The 19,259-nt window shown below is 28.3% G+C and carries 15 protein-coding genes; 2 read left to right on the top strand and 13 right to left on the bottom strand.

Features of this window, described 5'->3' with window-relative positions; translation table 11 throughout:
• Positions 1-26: 26 nt before the first annotated feature.
• The 4 genes from Q3223_RS09405 to Q3223_RS09390 all read right to left on the bottom strand — a co-directional run bounded on the left by Q3223_RS09405 (position 27) and on the right by Q3223_RS09390 (position 5,558).
• A complete protein-coding gene (locus tag Q3223_RS09405) occupies positions 27-461 on the bottom strand; it encodes a transcriptional regulator GutM (RefSeq protein ID WP_054269408.1) in 435 nt (144 codons plus the stop codon).
• A gap of 4 nt (positions 462-465) precedes the next feature.
• Positions 466-2,451 carry a BglG family transcription antiterminator gene (locus Q3223_RS09400; protein WP_407811894.1) on the bottom strand — a complete coding sequence of 662 codons (1,986 nt, stop codon included), beginning with the start codon at positions 2,449-2,451 and terminating at the stop codon, positions 466-468.
• Between the two features lie 401 nt (positions 2,452-2,852).
• Positions 2,853-4,475 carry a DEAD/DEAH box helicase gene (locus Q3223_RS09395; RefSeq protein ID WP_054269406.1) on the bottom strand — a complete coding sequence of 541 codons (1,623 nt, stop codon included), beginning with the start codon at positions 4,473-4,475 and terminating at the stop codon, positions 2,853-2,855.
• A 90-nt stretch (positions 4,476-4,565) separates the two neighbouring features.
• Positions 4,566-5,558 carry a calcium/sodium antiporter gene (locus Q3223_RS09390; RefSeq protein WP_054269405.1) on the bottom strand — a complete coding sequence of 331 codons (993 nt, stop codon included), beginning with the start codon at positions 5,556-5,558 and terminating at the stop codon, positions 4,566-4,568.
• Positions 5,559-5,918: 360 nt separating this feature from the next.
• On the opposite strand from Q3223_RS09390, the gene pflB reads away from it, so the two are divergent.
• Together pflB and pflA are read left to right on the top strand one after the other, a co-directional pair.
• Positions 5,919-8,150, top strand: coding sequence for a formate C-acetyltransferase (gene pflB, locus Q3223_RS09385; protein WP_074179189.1), 2,232 nt, complete (start codon positions 5,919-5,921; stop codon positions 8,148-8,150).
• 159 nt (positions 8,151-8,309) lie between these two features.
• Positions 8,310-9,044 carry a pyruvate formate-lyase-activating protein gene (pflA, locus tag Q3223_RS09380; protein WP_407811893.1) on the top strand — a complete coding sequence of 245 codons (735 nt, stop codon included), beginning with the start codon at positions 8,310-8,312 and terminating at the stop codon, positions 9,042-9,044.
• Positions 9,045-9,156: 112 nt separating this feature from the next.
• Here pflA and Q3223_RS09375 read toward each other — a convergent pair whose 3' ends face one another.
• The 9 genes from Q3223_RS09375 to Q3223_RS09335 all read right to left on the bottom strand — a co-directional run bounded on the left by Q3223_RS09375 (position 9,157) and on the right by Q3223_RS09335 (position 19,083).
• Positions 9,157-10,827 (bottom strand): GGDEF and EAL domain-containing protein, encoded by a 1,671-nt coding sequence (locus Q3223_RS09375; protein WP_054269402.1) that lies wholly within the window; start codon positions 10,825-10,827, stop codon positions 9,157-9,159.
• 827 nt (positions 10,828-11,654) lie between these two features.
• On the bottom strand, positions 11,655-12,293 hold the full coding sequence (locus Q3223_RS09370; protein ID WP_074179187.1) for a nitroreductase: 639 nt from the start codon (positions 12,291-12,293) through the stop codon (positions 11,655-11,657).
• A 242-nt stretch (positions 12,294-12,535) separates the two neighbouring features.
• On the bottom strand, positions 12,536-13,318 hold the full coding sequence (locus Q3223_RS09365; RefSeq protein WP_054269281.1) for a prepilin-type N-terminal cleavage/methylation domain-containing protein: 783 nt from the start codon (positions 13,316-13,318) through the stop codon (positions 12,536-12,538).
• Positions 13,319-13,364: 46 nt separating this feature from the next.
• On the bottom strand, positions 13,365-13,739 hold the full coding sequence (gene crcB / locus Q3223_RS09360; RefSeq protein ID WP_054269280.1) for a fluoride efflux transporter CrcB: 375 nt from the start codon (positions 13,737-13,739) through the stop codon (positions 13,365-13,367).
• Positions 13,740-13,777: 38 nt separating this feature from the next.
• On the bottom strand, positions 13,778-14,953 hold the full coding sequence (thiI, locus tag Q3223_RS09355) for a tRNA uracil 4-sulfurtransferase ThiI (protein ID WP_074179186.1): 1,176 nt from the start codon (positions 14,951-14,953) through the stop codon (positions 13,778-13,780).
• 45 nt (positions 14,954-14,998) lie between these two features.
• Positions 14,999-16,150, bottom strand: coding sequence for a cysteine desulfurase family protein (locus Q3223_RS09350; RefSeq protein ID WP_167640374.1), 1,152 nt, complete (start codon positions 16,148-16,150; stop codon positions 14,999-15,001).
• Positions 16,151-16,781: 631 nt separating this feature from the next.
• Positions 16,782-17,504 (bottom strand): amino acid ABC transporter ATP-binding protein, encoded by a 723-nt coding sequence (locus Q3223_RS09345; RefSeq protein ID WP_054269277.1) that lies wholly within the window; start codon positions 17,502-17,504, stop codon positions 16,782-16,784.
• 58 nt (positions 17,505-17,562) lie between these two features.
• Positions 17,563-18,240, bottom strand: a complete 678-nt coding sequence (locus tag Q3223_RS09340; protein ID WP_054269276.1) for an amino acid ABC transporter permease — start codon at positions 18,238-18,240, stop codon at positions 17,563-17,565.
• A gap of 27 nt (positions 18,241-18,267) precedes the next feature.
• Positions 18,268-19,083 carry a transporter substrate-binding domain-containing protein gene (locus Q3223_RS09335; RefSeq protein ID WP_054269275.1) on the bottom strand — a complete coding sequence of 272 codons (816 nt, stop codon included), beginning with the start codon at positions 19,081-19,083 and terminating at the stop codon, positions 18,268-18,270.
• Between the last annotated feature and the right edge of the window lie 176 nt (positions 19,084-19,259).

Here is a 19,259-nt window from a genome sequence, read left to right as displayed (position 1 = left end):
TAACTCCTCCTTATAAATATATATTTTTAAACTACTTCTGCATTGCATTCTTCATCAGTACTAGTACTATTTGTACTCTCACATCTATTTTTTTCAAATGTTATGTACTGTTTGACTGCATCTAGTATTGCTTTTTTTAGTAGTTTATTATACTCAGCTAAATCTGATTTTGTTATGTCCCCTAAGTCTTTTCCTACTAGCCCTTCAAACACTTTTACTCTTGCTAATACTGTAACACCTTGCATTTTCCTAGTTTCAACAATTGCACCATCCTCATCTATGAGTATTAGCACAATTGTACCTGATGATATTCTTCCTTTTTTTCTGCCTATTGCAACTCTACCTTTTCTTTTTAATTCAATATAATTTTTATTAAAATCTTTAAGTTGTAAGTATCCAAGAAAAATATTTAATAAATAAACTGCAATAAGTGATACTATAATAAAAATTACTGGGTCCATATTATTACCTCCTCTTGGTAATTATTTTATAAAATTCATCAAATGATTTTACTTTAGCAAGTGCTTCTACCATTTTTTTATCTCTTCCTATTTCAAGTACCTCTTCATAGCTTTTTATTATCAAATCTGTACTTTCTACATTCTTATCTGGAATTATCATTAATATTATTATTCTAATTTCTTTTGTATCCCAAATTACTGGATTTTCTAATATACCAAATGCCAGATAAAGATTTTCTCCTTTAGAGATAACTGAATGGGGTAATGCTATGTAATTATCTAGTGCTGTAGAAGATTTCTGTTCCCTTTTTAATACATTTTCCTTAAACTCCAAATCAATAATTCCTTTATGTACTAGCTTTACTAACATTTCTTCTAAATTTTCCATGAATGTGTCATTATTCAGTATAAAAAACTTATCTTCCTCAACTAATTTACCTATAAAAGGAATATTCTTTTCAATATGCTTTATAGATTTAAGATTTATACTATTTTTCAATAGTATGGCATTTTCTATTTCTTTTTTTATACTTTCTTCATTAAATAAGGCATTTACTCTAAATATTGGAACATCTAAGTCTGTCTTAAAGTCTACTGTTGTAAACACTAGGTCATAGTACTTTAATAACTCCAAATTAGCCTTGGCTTCTATATCAGAAAAAGTATTTACTTCAACACTTTCTCCAAGAATTTTTCCTATTTTTATCCTGATGAGTTGTGCAGTCCCAAGACCAGTTCCACAAACAACTGCCACTCTGTTTACATTTAGAATCTTTCTTGAACTTTTTTCGAAATAACTTCCAAAATGTAATGCTATATATCCTATTTCGTGTTCACATATCTTTAAGTCAAACTTTTCTTCAATTATCATTGCAGCTATCTTTGCTACACTGTATGGAAATGTATATCTCTCCTTTATTTCTTGCAATAATGGATTTTTTACCCTTATGTTAAACCTCATTCTATTAAGTGCAAAATACAAATGATATTCTAGGTTTTCTATGAGCTTCTTATCTTCTTTAAAATCAATCCCAGATGTCTCCAATAGAAAACTAGTTACTTCATCTACAACTTCTTTTACACTATCATTTATCTTTATGCTACTAAGTGCTAACTTTGTACTAGGAGCTTTTCTGCCTATTAATGGCATTGTCAAAAATATGGTTTCTTTTTCATTTAAAACTATATTAAATATCTTTTCCAATAAAGATTTAAGTTTTAATCCTAAAATATATTCATCTGAACATCTTATGACTTCAAATCTCTTATCTATCTTTTCAAATTTATATCCATTTAGATTTCTTAAAACAGATATTATTATATATCTTTCAACATCCATTAAGACCTGCTCTGTTATATAGAGTTCTTCTTGATTAAATAACTTCTTTAATTCGTCTCTAAGACATTCAATATCACCCTTTTTAATAACTCTTATGTGATTAACGTTTTCCAGTATATCAATATAATTTTCATATAACCTATCAAGAACTAATAACCTTATATCCATTTCTTCGCCAACTAAAATCATACCTATATTTGGCTTTCTTTTTAACTCCAAGTCGTAATCTGCTAAAATCTTATCTGCCTTTTTTAAATCTTTTATTAACGTTGTTCTTCCTATACATATCTCTTCAGCCAAATCATCTATAGTAATTGGATTGTTAGTCATAGTTAAAATATCAAGAACATAATTTACCCTTTCATCAGGTGAATTTAAATTTATAAAATTTGATGCCTTTCCTCTATTGAAATTTACAATTTCAATTAATTTACTTTCATCTTCAATTCTTATACTATATGTACCTTTTTCATTCTTAACTATTTTAGCAATACCATCTTTTAATTCTCGATTAATCTGGTTTATATAATTTCTGATAGTCCTAGTACTGACACCTAGAACACTTGAAAACTGTTCTAGAGTGTTTGTGTCTTCTTTTAACACCATTTCTAAAATCAAAAAAACCCTAGGGTCCATATAAGTCATTGACATCTTTTTCTCCCCTTTGTTATCTTACATTTTTTATTATAATCCAAACTGTATATATAATTAATATTCTCTTTTTCAAATAAGATTTGAAAAAGAGGAACTAATATACATTTTTTCACAACACACTGGAAAAATGTATATTAACATATTAAATCGTATTCTCAAATGAAAATCATATATTAATTTTTATTTTGTTATAGATTTTAATTTTTTTTACATCTACTAAGTCAAATTATAAATTATTTTTAAAATGCTCCTCATAATAATATTATATAAAACAATAAAAGCCTTATGTTGTTAACTATTACAGATTCTACACATCTGTTTTGAAAACACATTAGGCTTTTTAAATATTCAATATATTATTTTATATATTTTCTAATTATATTTTTACATGCTATAAATTATTTTTTCTTTTTATTCGCTTTTTCTATATTAATCTTATTACCTTTTATCTTAATATCTTTCATCTTTTCAATTACTGTCTTAGCATCTTTTTTAGGTATTTCAACAAAAGTATACTTATCATATATATCTATAGTTCCTACTACTTTACCTGGTATTCCAACCTCTCCAGCTATAGCACCAACTATATCCTTAGCTTGTACTCTTTGATTTCTACCAATATTGATAAATAATCTAATCATACCATCCTTAGCTCCAGTACTACCTTTTCTATCTCCGCGTTCTCCACGCTCTCTTCTAGGTTTTTCTTCTATTATTTCTTCTTTCATTTCTTCACCTAGAGATAACTTCACAAGTGCAGCAGCTATGTCAACCATTGCATAGTCTTCATCATTACAGAAGCTTTCTAACCATTGTAATTGTTTAGTTAAGTGTCCTTCTTCAATAGTTTGCTTAACTTGTGCGAAGAAAGTACCTACTTTTTTCTCTTCAACATCAGTTATTGTTGGTATGTTATGTTTTATCAATTTAGATTTAGTATATCTTTCTATATCTTTCATCTTTCTCATTTCTTTTCCAAATACAAAAGTAAATGACATACCTTCTCTACCAGCACGACCAGTTCTACCAATTCTGTGAACATAATACTCTTCATCTTGTGGTAAATCATAATTGAATACACATTCAACATCATCAACATCTATACCTCTAGCTGCAACATCAGTAGCAACAAGTATATCTATTGTACCATTTCTAAACTTATCCATTACTATATCCCTTTGAGTCTGCTTTAAATCACCATGTAAAGCATCTGCAAAGTATCCTCTTGCTTGTAAATCTCCTACTAATTCATCTGCTTTTCTTTTAGTGTTACAGAAAACAACAGATAACTTAGGGTCATATACATCAACTAATCTACATAATACTTCTAATTTATTTGATGACCTAGTTTCTATATAGTATTGCTTTGTATTTGAAACTGTAAGTTCTTTTCTAACAACTTTTATATGTTCTGGGTCTTTTTGATATCTCTTAGTTAATTCCAAAATTCCTTTTGGCATAGTAGCTGAAAAGAAAGTTGTTTGTCTTTCCTCAGGAATCTTGCTTAAAATCATTTCTATATCTTCTCTAAATCCCATATCTAGCATTTCGTCTGCTTCATCTAATATAATCATTTTTACATTATCCATTTTTAATGTTTTACGATTGATATGGTCTATTGTACGTCCTGGTGTACCTATTACAACTTGTACTCCACTCTTTAGAGATTTTATTTGTCTATCTATTGGTTGACCACCATATATAGGTAATGTCTTTATTCCGTGCGAATATTTAGCTAGCTTTCTTATTTCTGTTGATACTTGTATTGCAAGCTCTCTTGTTGGACAAAGTACTACAGCTTGTAAACTTCTATTATTTGGGTCTATTGTTTCTAGTATAGGTATACTAAAAGCTGCTGTTTTCCCCGTACCAGTTTGTGCTTGTCCTATAACGTCTTTACCTGACAAAATCGCAGGTATAGACTGTGCTTGTATAGGAGATGGCTCTTCAAACCCCATTTCAGCTATAGCTTTTTTTATTCCTTCACTTATTGGTAAATCTTCAAACTTTGTTATATTCATATATTATTCCTCTCCGTTATCAATTAATCTTAACCTATCCATTATATACTTTTTTAGGATATTCTGCAATTAATATTTTTAACAGTATAGTTAAATAATATACATGAAATACAAAATTGATATGTATAGAAAATATGTAAATAACATCAATATCCCTTGTATTCTGCTAAGTCTGTTTGATTTAAGCGTTGGTACTATGACTATTAATAATAATAATATCATAAATGGTATATCCAATTGCCTATTTTGGGATAATATTGGTATGTTATTTGGTATTGCTGATACGGCTATTACTGATACTATATTCAATATGTTTGCACCTAAAATATTTCCTACTGATATTTCATGATGATTTTTTCTTATAGCAGTAATCGACGAAACTATCTCTGGCAGAGAAGTTCCAAGTGCTATTATAGTTAAACTTACTATACCTTGAGGTATATTTAAAAAACTAGCTATTCTTACTCCACTCTCTATAAGAATCTGTGAACCAATTATCATCATTATCAAACCTGTAGCAAAAAGTGCTAGTATTTTTAAAATTTCTACTACAGAAAAACCTCTAAAATTCTTACTCTTTTTAGTAGGTATATCTTTAATAGTACTATTTTTAATATTTCTATTTTTAGTAGATTTTCCAACTACACTTCTATAATTATTAACCATATAAAAGATTAATATTATTATAAGCAATAACGAATCTCCTCTTGTTATAACTCCATCTAAACCCAATAAAATTAAAACTATAACAGATACTATTAATAGTAAAGACTTAGAAAAAAACATTTTTTTATCTACATTATATGGACTTATAAAAACAACTAATCCTAATGCTAACCCTGTATTACATATTATAGAACCAACTGCATTTCCTAAACTCATTGTAGTATGACCATCAATAGAAGCAAGTAAAGACACTGTAAATTCAGGTAATGTTGTCGCAAAACTAACGATAGTTGCTCCAAGTATGATTTCTGATATGTTTGTTTTTCTACCTATCTCTACAGTACAATTTATAAAGATATCTGCGCCTTTAGTAATTAATAGGAAACCTACTAAAAATAATATCACTGTGATAAACAATATATCACCTCCCCCTATTAAATAAATATTCAATTTATGAAGATGTATGCTTTTCTTTTTTTCATAATAAAATTTATTTATTTCAAGTTTAGGATTTAAAAAATATATTATTGTTAATTAATCATTTATCTGTTTCATTTTATTTATATATGGGTATAATTTCATCACATTAATAACATATAATTTGTTTTATACTTTAAAACGACAATTTTTTATTTTTTTGTGTATACAGGATACTGATAATATGTTATTATTATATTAGAAAATATATTTTTTAAAAAATATATAAAACAAATTAAGTATATAAAAATTAATTTTAATAGTATTATTTATCATTTAAATCTAAGGAGGAAATACTTAATGAATGCATGGCAAGGATTTAAAACAGGAAGATGGACTAAAGAAGTAAATGTTAGAGAGTTTATACAATTAAACTATTCTCCATATGAAGGAAATGACTCTTTCTTAGCTGGTGCTACTGAAAACACTAAAAAGCTATGGGACAAAGCTATGGTTTTATTTAAAGAAGAAAGAGAAAATGGTGGTACTTTAGATGTTGATACAAAAACTGTTTCTGGAATAGCTGCATATGCTCCAGGATATTTAGATAAAGGATTAGAAACAATAGTTGGGTTACAAACGGATGCCCCTTTAAAAAGAGCTGTTATGCCATATGGTGGTATAAAAATGGTTGAAAACTCATGTGATGCTTTTGGATATGAATTAGACTCAGAAATAAAAGATATATTCACTAAATACAGAAAAACACACAACCAAGGAGTTTTTGATGTTTACACTCCAGAAATGAGAGCAGCTAGAAAATCTGGTATAATAACAGGTCTTCCAGATGCTTATGGTAGAGGTAGAATAATTGGTGACTATAGAAGAGTTGCTTTATACGGTGTTGATGCCTTAATAGAAGATAAAAATAAGCAAAAGGAATCATTAGAAGTTTCTTGCATGGATGAGGAAGTTATCAGACTAAGAGAAGAAATAGCTGAGCAAATATCAGCTTTAAATGAACTTAAAAAGATGGCTCAGTCTTATGGATTTGATATATCAAAACCAGCGACTAACTCAAAAGAAGCTGTACAATGGTTATACTTTGGTTATTTAGGTGCTGTTAAAGACCAAAATGGTGCTGCGATGTCTTTAGGTAGAACATCTACTTTCTTAGACATATACTTTGAAAGAGACTTAAAAGCAGGAATAGTAACAGAAGAAGAATTACAAGAATATATGGACCATTTTGTTATGAAATTAAGAATGGTTAAATTCCTAAGAACTCCTGATTACAATAACCTATTCTCTGGAGACCCAACTTGGGTAACTGAGTGTATAGGAGGTATGGGAATAGATGGTAGAACATTAGTTACTAAAAACTCATTTAGAATGTTAAATACTCTATATACATTAGGACCTTCTCCAGAACCAAACTTAACAGTTCTATGGTCAACTAAATTACCTCAAGGATTCAAAGATTTCTGTTCTAAAGTATCTATAGATACAAGTTCAGTACAGTATGAAAATGATGATTTAATGAGAGCATACTGGGGAGATGACTATGGTATAGCTTGTTGTGTATCTGCAATGAAAATTGGTAAGCAAATGCAGTTCTTTGGAGCTAGAGTTAACTTAGCAAAAACTTTATTATATGCTATAAATGGTGGTATAGATGAGAAATCTGGCGTTCAAGTTGGACCAAGATTTGAGCCTATAACTTCTGAGTACTTAGATTATGATGAAGTTATAAGTAAATTTGAACCATTCACTGATTGGTTAGCAACATTATATGTAAATACTTTAAATGTAATACATTACATGCATGATAAATATTCTTATGAAGCATTAGAAATGGCATTACATGATAGAGATATATTCAGAACTATGGCTTGTGGTATGGCTGGATTATCAGTTTGTGCAGACTCATTATCTGCTATAAAACATGCCAAAGTTAAAACTATTAGAAATGAACAAGGAATAGCTGTTGATTTTGAAATAGAAGGAGACTATCCAAAATACGGAAACAATGATGACAGAGTTGATAGTATAGCTGTAGAGTTAGTTGAAAGCTTTATGAATAAAATAAGAAAAAATAAAACTTATAGAAATTCTTATCCAACTCAATCTATACTTACAATAACTTCAAATGTTGTTTATGGTAAGAAAACTGGTAATACACCAGATGGTAGAAGAGCTGGTGCTCCATTTGCTCCTGGTGCTAACCCAATGCATGGTAGAGATACTAATGGTGCTTTAGCTTCATTATCTTCAGTTGCTAAATTACCATATGAGCATGCTCAAGATGGTATATCTAATACTTTCTCTATAGTACCAGCTGCTTTAGGAAAAGATATGAATGAAAGAATAAACAATCTTTCTGCAATGATGGATGGATACTTCTCTCAAAATGCTCATCACTTAAATGTAAATGTATTTGATAGAGCTACTTTAGAAGATGCTATGGAACATCCAGAAGAATATCCACAATTAACTATAAGAGTATCTGGATATGCTGTTAACTTCATAAAATTAACAAAAGAACAACAATTAGATGTTATAAACAGAACATTCCACGGTAAAATGGCTTAGTCTTTAAATTTTTATACTTTAGCTAAGATTACTACTGTGTAGAAAATAAAAATAAAAGGCCATCTTATATTTGAATTATTTCTGGTATAGGATGGCTTTTTTTAGACAAATATTATAACTATTAATAAAGTCATTAAAATATATTGTGAGGTGAACTCTATGATTAAGGGAAAGATACACTCTATAGAAACATTTGGCACTGTAGATGGGCCAGGAATAAGATATATATTATTTTTTCAGGGATGTCCACTTAGATGCAAGTACTGCCATAACAGAGATACATGGGATACTAAGTCAGGGAAAGCATATACAGTTGATGAGATAATAACTGATGCTCTTAAGTATACTTCTTTTATGAAGTTTTCTGGTGGTGGTATAACTGCTTCTGGTGGAGAATCTACTCTTCAGCCAGAATTTTTGAGTGAATTATTTAAAAAAGCAAAAGAAAATGATATACACACTTGTTTGGATACATCTGGATTTGTAGATATAAAAACCATAGACCCAATTCTAGATAATACTGATTTAGTTTTGCTTGATTTAAAACATATGGTTGAAGAGAAATCTATTGATTTGACTGGTGTTGGTATGGATAAAGCTCTAAAACTTGCTAGACACTTAGACTCAAGAAATATCCCTGTGTGGATAAGACATGTTTTAGTTCCTGGTATTACTGATTATACAGATAACCTAGAAAAACTAGGTCAATTTGTAGCTACATTAAAAAATGTAGAAAGATTTGAATTACTACCATACCATTCTATGGGAATACACAAATGGGAGAATCTAGGAATAGATTATGAACTAAAAGATGTTCCTGATGCTAGTAAAGAAGATATTAAAAAAGCTAGTGAAATAATATCTAAATTTGGGGTAAAAGTATATAATAGTTAAGATATATTTGCACAATGAAACAGGGTAAAGTATAAGCTTCTTAAAAACTTGTACTTTACCCTATTTTAATATACTACTACATTATCTTCTATACGTAGCATTTTTTATATATTTACTTTGACAATTGAAGTTTATAAAACTCAGATGCGCTCACAGGTCTTCCAAATAAAAATCCTTGAATAATATCTACACCTAGACTCTTTACTATATCATATTCTTCATAAGACTCTATACCTTCAACGCAAACTTTTAAGTTGATGATGTGAGCCAATTTAATGATATATTCAAGGAAAGTATGTTCATAGCTATTATATGTAATATTCTTAACAAAACTTCTTTCAATTTTTATTATATTAACAGACAGTTCTTTAAGGTAATTTAAAGATGAATATCCTGTACCAAAATCATCTATTGCAATATGTACTCCTATACCCTTTAAGCTAATAAACTTATCATTCAGTAAATTTATATCTGGTATCCAACAATTCTCTGTTAACTCCAAAATTAAAAATTCAGGTCTTAATTGATACTCTATTAAACATTCAACTATAAAATCTCTAAAAAAATCTTCTTTTAATTGAATGTACGATACGTTTACAGATATCTTGAAGTCTGGATTTATTTTATGCCATTCTTTACACTGTTTTACAGCTTCTTTTATAATCCACTTCCCCACTGGTATAATCAAATTGCTTTGCTCCAAGATTGGTATAAATTCAATAGGAGATACTTCTCCATAAGTACTTGAATGCCATCTTAGAAGTGCCTCGGCTCCTATTACTTCTCTTGTGGCTGCATCTATTTGTGGCTGAAAAAATAGTTCAAGGTCATTAAAGTTATTTTCAATACTTTCTCTTAGCTTATGTTGCATTGAAATTACCTTTAGTTTGTTTTCGTATAATTCTGGTGAAAAAAACTTAATTCTATTCTTTCCATTTATTTTTGCTATATCTAGTGCAATATCGGCATGTTTGAATAAGTCCAAATAAGTATCTCCATCCTGTGGATACATAGCAACCCCCGCAGTTACTGTGCAATAATACTTATTCGATTCAATCTCATGTTGAGTATTGGTATACATCTGTATCTTTTCGTAGATTTTATTTATAGTCTCTTTAGTACACATAGGGTAAAAAAATGCAAATTCATCTCCATCTAATCTATACAATCGAACATCTTTTGGTAAATATTCTAACACTTCGGTGGCAATTGCACGCAAGACCTTGTCACCATAAGAGTGACCATATTTTTCATTTATATTTTTGAAATTGTCTATATCCATAATAAATATAGCTCCACTTTCATAGGTCTTTTCTTTTATGATATAATTCATCCAGTACTCGAACTGTTCTCTATTCCATGTTCCAGTGATGGAATCAAACTTATTTTTTTCACCAATATTCTTTATTCTTCCAACCAAAACTATAGTTTTTTTATCTTCTGATATATAAGCCTTCCCTCTACAAGAAATCCATACTACTTCCCCATATTTATTAATTAATCGATATTCTAGATTATGTTCATCTTTTTTTCCATCTATCAACGCTTGTATATCATCTTCCCACACTTGAACATCATCTGGATAAATAATTTTACTCCAACAATTTACTACATCAGAATCTACATCTTTACTTAAGTTAAATTCATCAAAAACTGCTGAAGAAATTTTAAATTTATTCCTGTTTATGTCCCAAAAAAATATATAGTCTTCTGTACTTTGAGACAAAAGTTCAAAGAAAATTTCTATATGATTTAAATTTAAAGAGTTCGATTCTTCTCTCATCTTTTCCCCCTACAATATAATTAATATAGTAATATTATAACCCTACTTATAATAAAAATAATTTTAAAGTAGGGTTATAGTTTACAGTTGGTGTAATTTATCAATAAAATATTATTATCTAAATTATTCTATTTTACTATTTCTTTTATCTTCATTATTTCTAAGCCACTTACTCTTAATTATTATTTGTCCTTATTGATTTGATGGAAATATTTAAATGTATAATTATATAATATACTTAATCCATTAATATTTTTTAATTAAAAAGATATTTTTATTATAATTATCATTATTTTTTACTTCCAATAGTTTCCATTTGTTATAAAAAAGTTACTATTCAAAAAATTGGAACTTTTCTTCAATTTTATACATAATTTTTCAAAGAAAATGCACTTAATTAACAATCAAATTTATAAATATTTTACTGTTTTTAGGTTTAATTTTATTTTATTGATGTGTACTTGTTTATTAGAAATGAAAAATTTTTTAGATTGGTTTTTAAGTGTAATATTTTTAGATTTTTATAGGTATAAAAAAAAGCCCTTTTATAACTAAGGGTTACTTTCATTTTATTTTAACATTCTTTTTTCTTCATTTCAATATTTTGCTATTTATTTCCAAAATATTATAAAGTGTTTATTTATACTTCTCGACTTTATAATTTTTATTTTATATACTTAGACTAACAAATCTACTTCACTTTTTTTTCATTTATAAATATAAAATAATAAAAAATAAGACTAAAAATAAATAAATTTTTATTTTCAGTCTTATGTTATCTTTTTTAATCATATAAATTTATATAATCATTTGATTAATCTGATATTCTAAGCTCTAGAAACTTTATAAACAACATCTCTAGCTTTTGGTAGATTTCCATCTGGGACACCTATAGCAATACCAAAAGGTACAGAATACCCTTCTGGTATATTCAACAATTCTCTATATTTTTTATTTGTATCAAACATCATCTTTATTGAATCTGATTCTTTTACATCATTCTCATCTAATACACTCACAAGACCTGCTATATCCCCTTGTTCAACAGGTGTAAATAATCCCCTAACCATTCCTATTATGCAACTTCCTAATCCTAATGCTTGTGCAGCTGTAGTTACATTTCCTGTAAGTATTCCTACATCATATGGAGCCCATGAATTTTCTTCATCATAAGAAATAAATAAAACAGTTGGTGCACCATAAAATAATTTAAAATTCTTATTTATCTCAACATTACTAACTTCATGGATTCTGGATAAGGTATCATCACTAATCTCTTTTAAAAGTTTCTGGTCTTGCACAACACTTATATGCCAAGGTTGTTTATTACATCCCGAAGGAGCTGCAAATGCACAGTGTAACAATGTATCCAGTTGCTCGTTTGTAATTTGCTCCGTTGTAAATTTTCGTATACTTCTACGACTTTGTATTAAGTTTATTGTTTGATTATCTTGTAAATTACTCATATATCTATTCCCCTTTTATGTATTACTTAGTATAAATACTAAATTTGATAAAAATTTAGTATTTAACTAATATTCTTTATATTCTTATTATAGTTATTTTTAGTTTATATGTGAAGACTTTAAAATAGTAAATATTCAATAATCATACTGCACCAATAAAATATTCAAAATAAAATCTGGTATTAATTAACTATAGAGAATATTATTCTATAGTCTAATCAATACCAGTAATATATATCATATTAATTTAAAGGACCCCAACCAGATTTAGTATGGATTTCTTCTTTTAAAACTTCCCATGTTTTATTTGCTACAGAAATACCACTTTTACCTTTATACCATTTAGCTTCATCGTAATCATAAATTAAAGAAGCATACCAATTACCTTTAGTTGAAGTGTTTGCAAATACAACTACATTAGCTTCATTTGTATTAGGCTTATTTGCATATGGTTGTATATACAATGTCTCTTTTCCTAAATCGTACTTTTTCTTAAATTCCTCTGGAATTTTAGGCCAACCATTTTTATACTTATTATCCAACAAATAATTTCTAAAATCATCATTATTTTTTGAATTTCCTGGTATTATAGAAGGGTCTTGTGCAAATGATGCAATTAAATCTGTCATACTTTGATATACATCTCTAGCCATCTCAACACCATCTGGATGCTCTGTACAAGTAACATACACTTTTGCTATACTTTCTTCTCCAGTTATTCCATCATAACCATTATCAAATTCTGCTGAATATGTTCCACCTGATTTACACTTTGGCTCTGTTTCAAAGTATTTTCCATCTTTATTTTTTAATACATCTTTTATAAGTTCCTTCTTGTCTTTACTTGTTTCCTCAGCCATTGCAATAACAATTTGAGTCTTTATATTCTCCCTATTTGAAAGACATGTAACTGCTTTACTTTTTTCTATATTTCTAAATAGTGCTGGAACTGCGACTATAACTAAAATTCCTATTATAGATATAACTACCAATAATTCAATTAGTGTAAAACCCTTTTTATTCATAATAATCATTCCCATTAAATAAAATTATAGTACTTACTTTAAAATACTACATATTAACAAATTGTCTACATAGAGTTCTCCCAATAAAAACTCCTAAAATACTTAACGTTAAATTTAAGAATATATTTAACCCAAATAACATATAATTGCCACTATCAAAAAATTTTACATTCTCAAAACTAAATGTGGAAAATGTAGTAAGACCTCCCATTAGACCAGTTACCAAAAATAATTTCAAATTATCAGAAATATAATTTGTTCTTGTACTCATTTCCATGATAAAACCAATCAAAACTCCACCCATAACATTGACGATTAGAGTTCCAAATGGGAACTTAGCTTCTGCAAATCTTAAAGATATTAAATATCTTAATATAGCACCAGAAAATCCTCCAATACCAACACACAATATATGAATCACATATAACACCTCCCCCAAGAGGCTAAATCACTTGTATATTAGAATTCTATATCTTCAACCTCTATTCTATCAATTGCATCTTGTACTAATCCATCAATATCAAGTGCTGTTTCAGATTTTTCTATCTTTTCTAACCTAGGTTTAGTAACAGGCTTTCTAGGAGAAAATACGCTACAACAATCTTCTTCAGGAATTATAGATGTTTCAAAAGTTCCTATTTTTTTGGCTATATCAACTATATCCGATTTATCCATTGCTATAAGTGGTCTAAATACTGGTAAATCTACAACAGCATTAGTACAAGTAAGACCTTGTATTGTTTGAGATGCAACCTGGCCGATACTTTCACCTGTAATTAAAGCATCACAATGTCTTTTTTCAGAAAGTTTCTGTGCTATTCTCATCATGAATCTTCTTGAAAGAATAGTAGCTTCTTCTTCATTACAATTCTCGCCAATTGCTTTTTGTATTTCTAATATGTTAACTTTATGAAGTCTTACTCTTCCACAATACTTTGCCAATATCTTAGCTAAGTCTTTAACTTTTTCTTGTGACCTTTCGCTTGTAAACGGATAACTATGGAAGTGTACTGCCTCTACTTCCATACCTCTTTTTGCAACCATCCATGTTGCTACTGGACTATCTATACCTCCTGATAAAAGAGACATAGCTCTACCATTTGTTCCAAGTGGTAATCCACCATATCCAGGTATAGTATCACTATAGACCATAGTATGGAATTCTCTGTATTCACATTTTATTTTAATTTCTGGATTTCTTACATCAACATCAATCTTATCTCCTACCTTTGATAATAAGTATCCACCTATATCCATACTCATTTCTTGAGAAGTCAATCTAAAAGATTTATCTCCTCTTCTTGACTCTACTTTGAACGTTTTATAACCTGCTTCTATTTTTTCCTCTAACATTTTTAAAGCTATTTCTTTTAATGTATCATAATCTTTTTTAGCTCTTACTCCAGGGCATACACCCACTATTCCAAATACTTTTCTAACTTCTTCAATTACTTCTTCATAATCATAATCTTCTAAATCAACATATATTCTTCCATATTCTTTATATACATTAAATTTACCAATTGGTTTTAACATATTTCTTATATTTCTTATAAGTCTATTTTCAAATATATATCTATTTTTCCCTTTTACTCCAATTTCTCCATACTTTACTATTAATATATTATACACCATTTCACCTCTTAAACTAATTTATTCTCATTATTTATACTGTATTCTTTATTTCCTTCTCATTATTGACCTTAAGTCGCAAATTGATTCTTTCAATACTTCTACAACTTCTGATATTTCTTCTTCTGTATTCATATCAGATAAACTAAATCTTATTGTTCCATTTATTTCTTCATTTGTAAGACCTATAGCATTTAAAACATGGCTACCCTTCTTCTTAGAAGAACATGCAGAGCCAGTTGATACATAAATACCTTTTTGTTCTAAGTAATGAAGTAATACCTCTCCTTTTGTACCTCTAAATGATATATTTAATATATGACATACACCATCTTCTGGAGAATTAACTTTTATATCTTCTATATTATCAATTATTTTATTTTTAAATGTATCTTTTAAATTATTTACTTTTGAAATAACTGCATCTAAATCTTTATTTAGTATTCTGACAGCTTCTCCAAGCCCATATATACCAGGTACATTTTCTGTCCCAGACCTAATTCCTATTTCCTGTCCTCCACCTGTTAACATAGGCTTAAGACGATTATTTTCTTTTATATACATAAATCCAATTCCTTTTGGTCCATGAAATTTATGTGCACTCACGCTCATAAAATCTATATTGTATTTAGATGGTCTAAAATTAATTTTTCCATATGATTGAATAGCATCCACATGAAAATATATCTTTTCTTTTAAAGACTTCAAATACTTTCCGACTTCGTCGATTGGCTGTATGGTTCCTATTTCGTTATTAACATGCATCATACTTACTAAACATGTAGTTGACTTTATTGCATTCTTTAAATCTTCTATATTTATCTTTCCATCTTTTCCGACCTCTAAGTAAGTTACTTCAAAACCATCTTCTTCTAAATCCTTCAATGTATTTAAAACAGAAGGATGTTCTATGTTAGTAGATATTATATGATTTTTTCGCTTTTTATTTAAGTTTGCAACTCCTCTTATTATAGTATTATTACATTCTGTACCACCTGATGTAAAATAAATCTCCTTTTCTTTCGCTCCTAGAGATTTAGCTATAACCTGTCTTACTTCTTTTATTCCTTTTTCAACGTCTACACCTTTTCTGTGAACAGAAGAAGGATTTCCATAATCCGTACTAAGTGCATACACCATTTTATCTATAACTTCTTGATAAGGTTTTGTAGTTGCGCTATTGTCTAAGTATATTTCCAACTTAATTACACCTACCTTTATTTAAAATTTCAGCTCTAACTATTATACCACTAATTATAGTATTTTTTTTGTTAATCTTTATTAAAAAGACAATCTTAAATTTACAAAATATTCTTTCATAAAAAATTAGTTTTTTCACTTTATTATAAAGTTTTATAGTAAAATATAATATGCTTATATTATATCCTACAAAAATACGTTATAAAATACAATATATGATAAAATAATATATTATATAAAATAAATATATTATATTATACATATGCTTATTTTTACTATAAAAGTTATTTTTATAAGCTTACTTGTTATAAAAATAACTTTTATAATTTATATCAAAAAAAATATTGATTTTTGTGTCGCATTTTGTTATAATAAATTAAGGTTATCCCCCTGGTAACCCTAGTTAGTTAATATATCTATTCCCAATACCCTTTCATAAGGATATATTTTATATTTATTAAAAATCGGATTGATAACGGAAATTGATTCGGTGGAAAAAAAGAGCTTACCCCGAGCTCTTTTTTTCTGCAAAAATTTAGCAAAATAAGATTAATATAATTTTAAATTATATTAATCATCATAAAAAAAGGATGTATTGAATTTCTAATATCAATAACATCCTTTTTACATATTATAATACTTTTGCTAAGAATGATTTAGTTCTTTCATGTTTTGGGTTTCCAAAAACTTCTTCTGGAGTATTGTCTTCTAGTACACTTCCTCCATCTATAAAAATAACTCTATCTGCTACTTCTTTCGCAAATCCCATCTCATGAGTTACAATTGCCATTGTCATCCCTTCTTTTGCAAGTTCCTTTATAACATCAAGAACCTCGTTTACCATTTCTGGGTCAAGAGCGGATGTTGGCTCATCGAACAACATCATATCGGGTTCCATAGCAAGTGCTCTAGCTATTGCTATTCTCTGCTTCTGACCTCCAGATAATTGTGATGGATAAGAATCTTTTTTATCTAAAAGACCAACTCTACTTAACAAAACTTCTGCTTTTTTTTCTGCTTCTTCTTTAGTCATCTTTTTTAATTTAATTGGTGCTAATGTTATATTATCTAAAATAGTCTTATGTGGGAATAAATTAAAGTTTTGAAACACCATACCTATATTTTGTCTAATTTCATCAATATTAGTTTTTTTATCAACCAAATTTTTTCCTTCAAATATTATATCTCCACCTGTAGGTATTTCTAGTAAATTCATACATCTAAGAAGTGTACTTTTACCAGAACCACTAGGACCTACTATAACCATTATTTCGCCTTTAGCGATTTCTAAGTCTATATTTTTTAATACATTTAAATCTCCAAAAGATTTACTTAAATTTTTTATTGTAATCATATTATCACTTTCCTTTTTACTATTCTATGTTTTCCCTAAATGCTAAACACGCTCTCATCTAGTTAGACACAGACAGTTTCTTTTCTAATAATCCAACTAATCTTGATAGAGTAAATGTTATAACAAAGTAAATTGCTGCTGCTACTATTAATGGCTCTAATGCTTTGAATGCTGCATTTTTTACTATATCAGCAGTACGCATTATTTCAACAACTCCTATTACAGAGATTATTGAAGATTCTTTTACAAGTGTAATAAACTCATTTGCTAATGAAGGTAGTATATTTTTTATAGCCTGAGGTATTATTATATATCTCATAGTTGACCAGTAATTTAATCCTAATGATCTACTTGCTTCCATTTGTCCATTATCAACTGATTGTATACCTGATCTAAGTATCTCTGCCACATATGCTCCAGAGTTTACTGATAATGCAAATGCACTAGCTATAAATTCACTTGGTATACCAAATAACATAGGGAATCTTATTCCTAATTGAGGTAATCCAAACCATACTATATATATCTGTACTAATAATGGTGTTCCTCTTAAAATCTCAATATAGATTGATGATATTGCTCTTAATACTTTACTCTTGGATATTCTTGCCATACAGATGATTATACCTATTATAAATCCAAAGCATAATGCCACAAGAGAAATTCCTACTGTCACACCTGTTCCTTCCAGAAAAGAAGTTCCAAATCTACTTAAAAAACTAAAATCTAAACTCATAATTTCATCTCCCACATAACTTTCTTACTAATTTGAAGCAGCTTCAGTAGATGCTTCATTTAAAAATTCTTCTATTTTTTTACCATCTTGTAATTCTTTTATCTTTTTATTCAATAATTCTATAAAGTCTTTGTTGTTATCAGCTTTTTTGATTGCTGCTGCCATACCTTCTGTTACATCTTTACCAACTTCAGTATTTGCCATTTTGATTCCATCATATTTTTTAACATTTATTAAAGAAACTGCTTCATTAGTAACAACAGCATCTATGTTTCCATTTTTTAATTCTGTAATTAAATCAGGTATTGCTTTTAAAGATTTAGTAGTTGTCATTTTTAGAGTATTAACTACATATTCTTCTTGGATACTTCCTGCTTGTACTCCAACTTTAAGTTTCTTTAAATCATCTTCAGTCTTTACTTTATCTATATCTGCATCTTTAACTATAACTGCATTTCTACTTAAATAATATAACTCTGAGAAATCAACACTCTTTTCTCTTTCTGGTGTTGGTGACATACCTGCAAGAACTATGTCAACTTGGTCTGCATTTAAAGCTCCTATTAATCCATCAAATGACATATCTTTAATTTCAACTTTTACACCAAGCTCCTTTGCAAATTCTTCAGCTAACATTACATCGAATCCTTTTATTGAATCTTTACCATCTACTACTTTATGGAATTCAAATGGTGGGAATTCTGCACTAGTACCTACAACTAATTTTCCATTTTCTTTTATTTGCTCTAATTTTGTTTTTTCTTCTCCACCACTACATCCTACTAGTGATAAAGTTAATCCTAATACTAATCCTAAACTTAATAATTTTTTAAATACTTTCATTTTTATTACCCCTCTCTTTTAATTATAATTTCCCTCAAATTTTAATACTTTCATGTTTCAAGTTACAAAAAAAGTCTCTCAGTCTTTAATGACTAAGAGACGACTTTACCGCGTTACCACTCTTATTGATAAATACTCTTACAACTTTCAAAATTTGTGAATTTTAGCTTTTAAGC

The organism is Clostridioides sp. GD02367, assembly GCF_045900275.1.
GTDB lineage: Bacteria > Bacillota > Clostridia > Peptostreptococcales > Peptostreptococcaceae > Clostridioides > Clostridioides difficile_A.
Note: the sequence above shows the minus strand (reverse complement) of the source record. Positions and strands in the feature narration are given on the sequence as shown.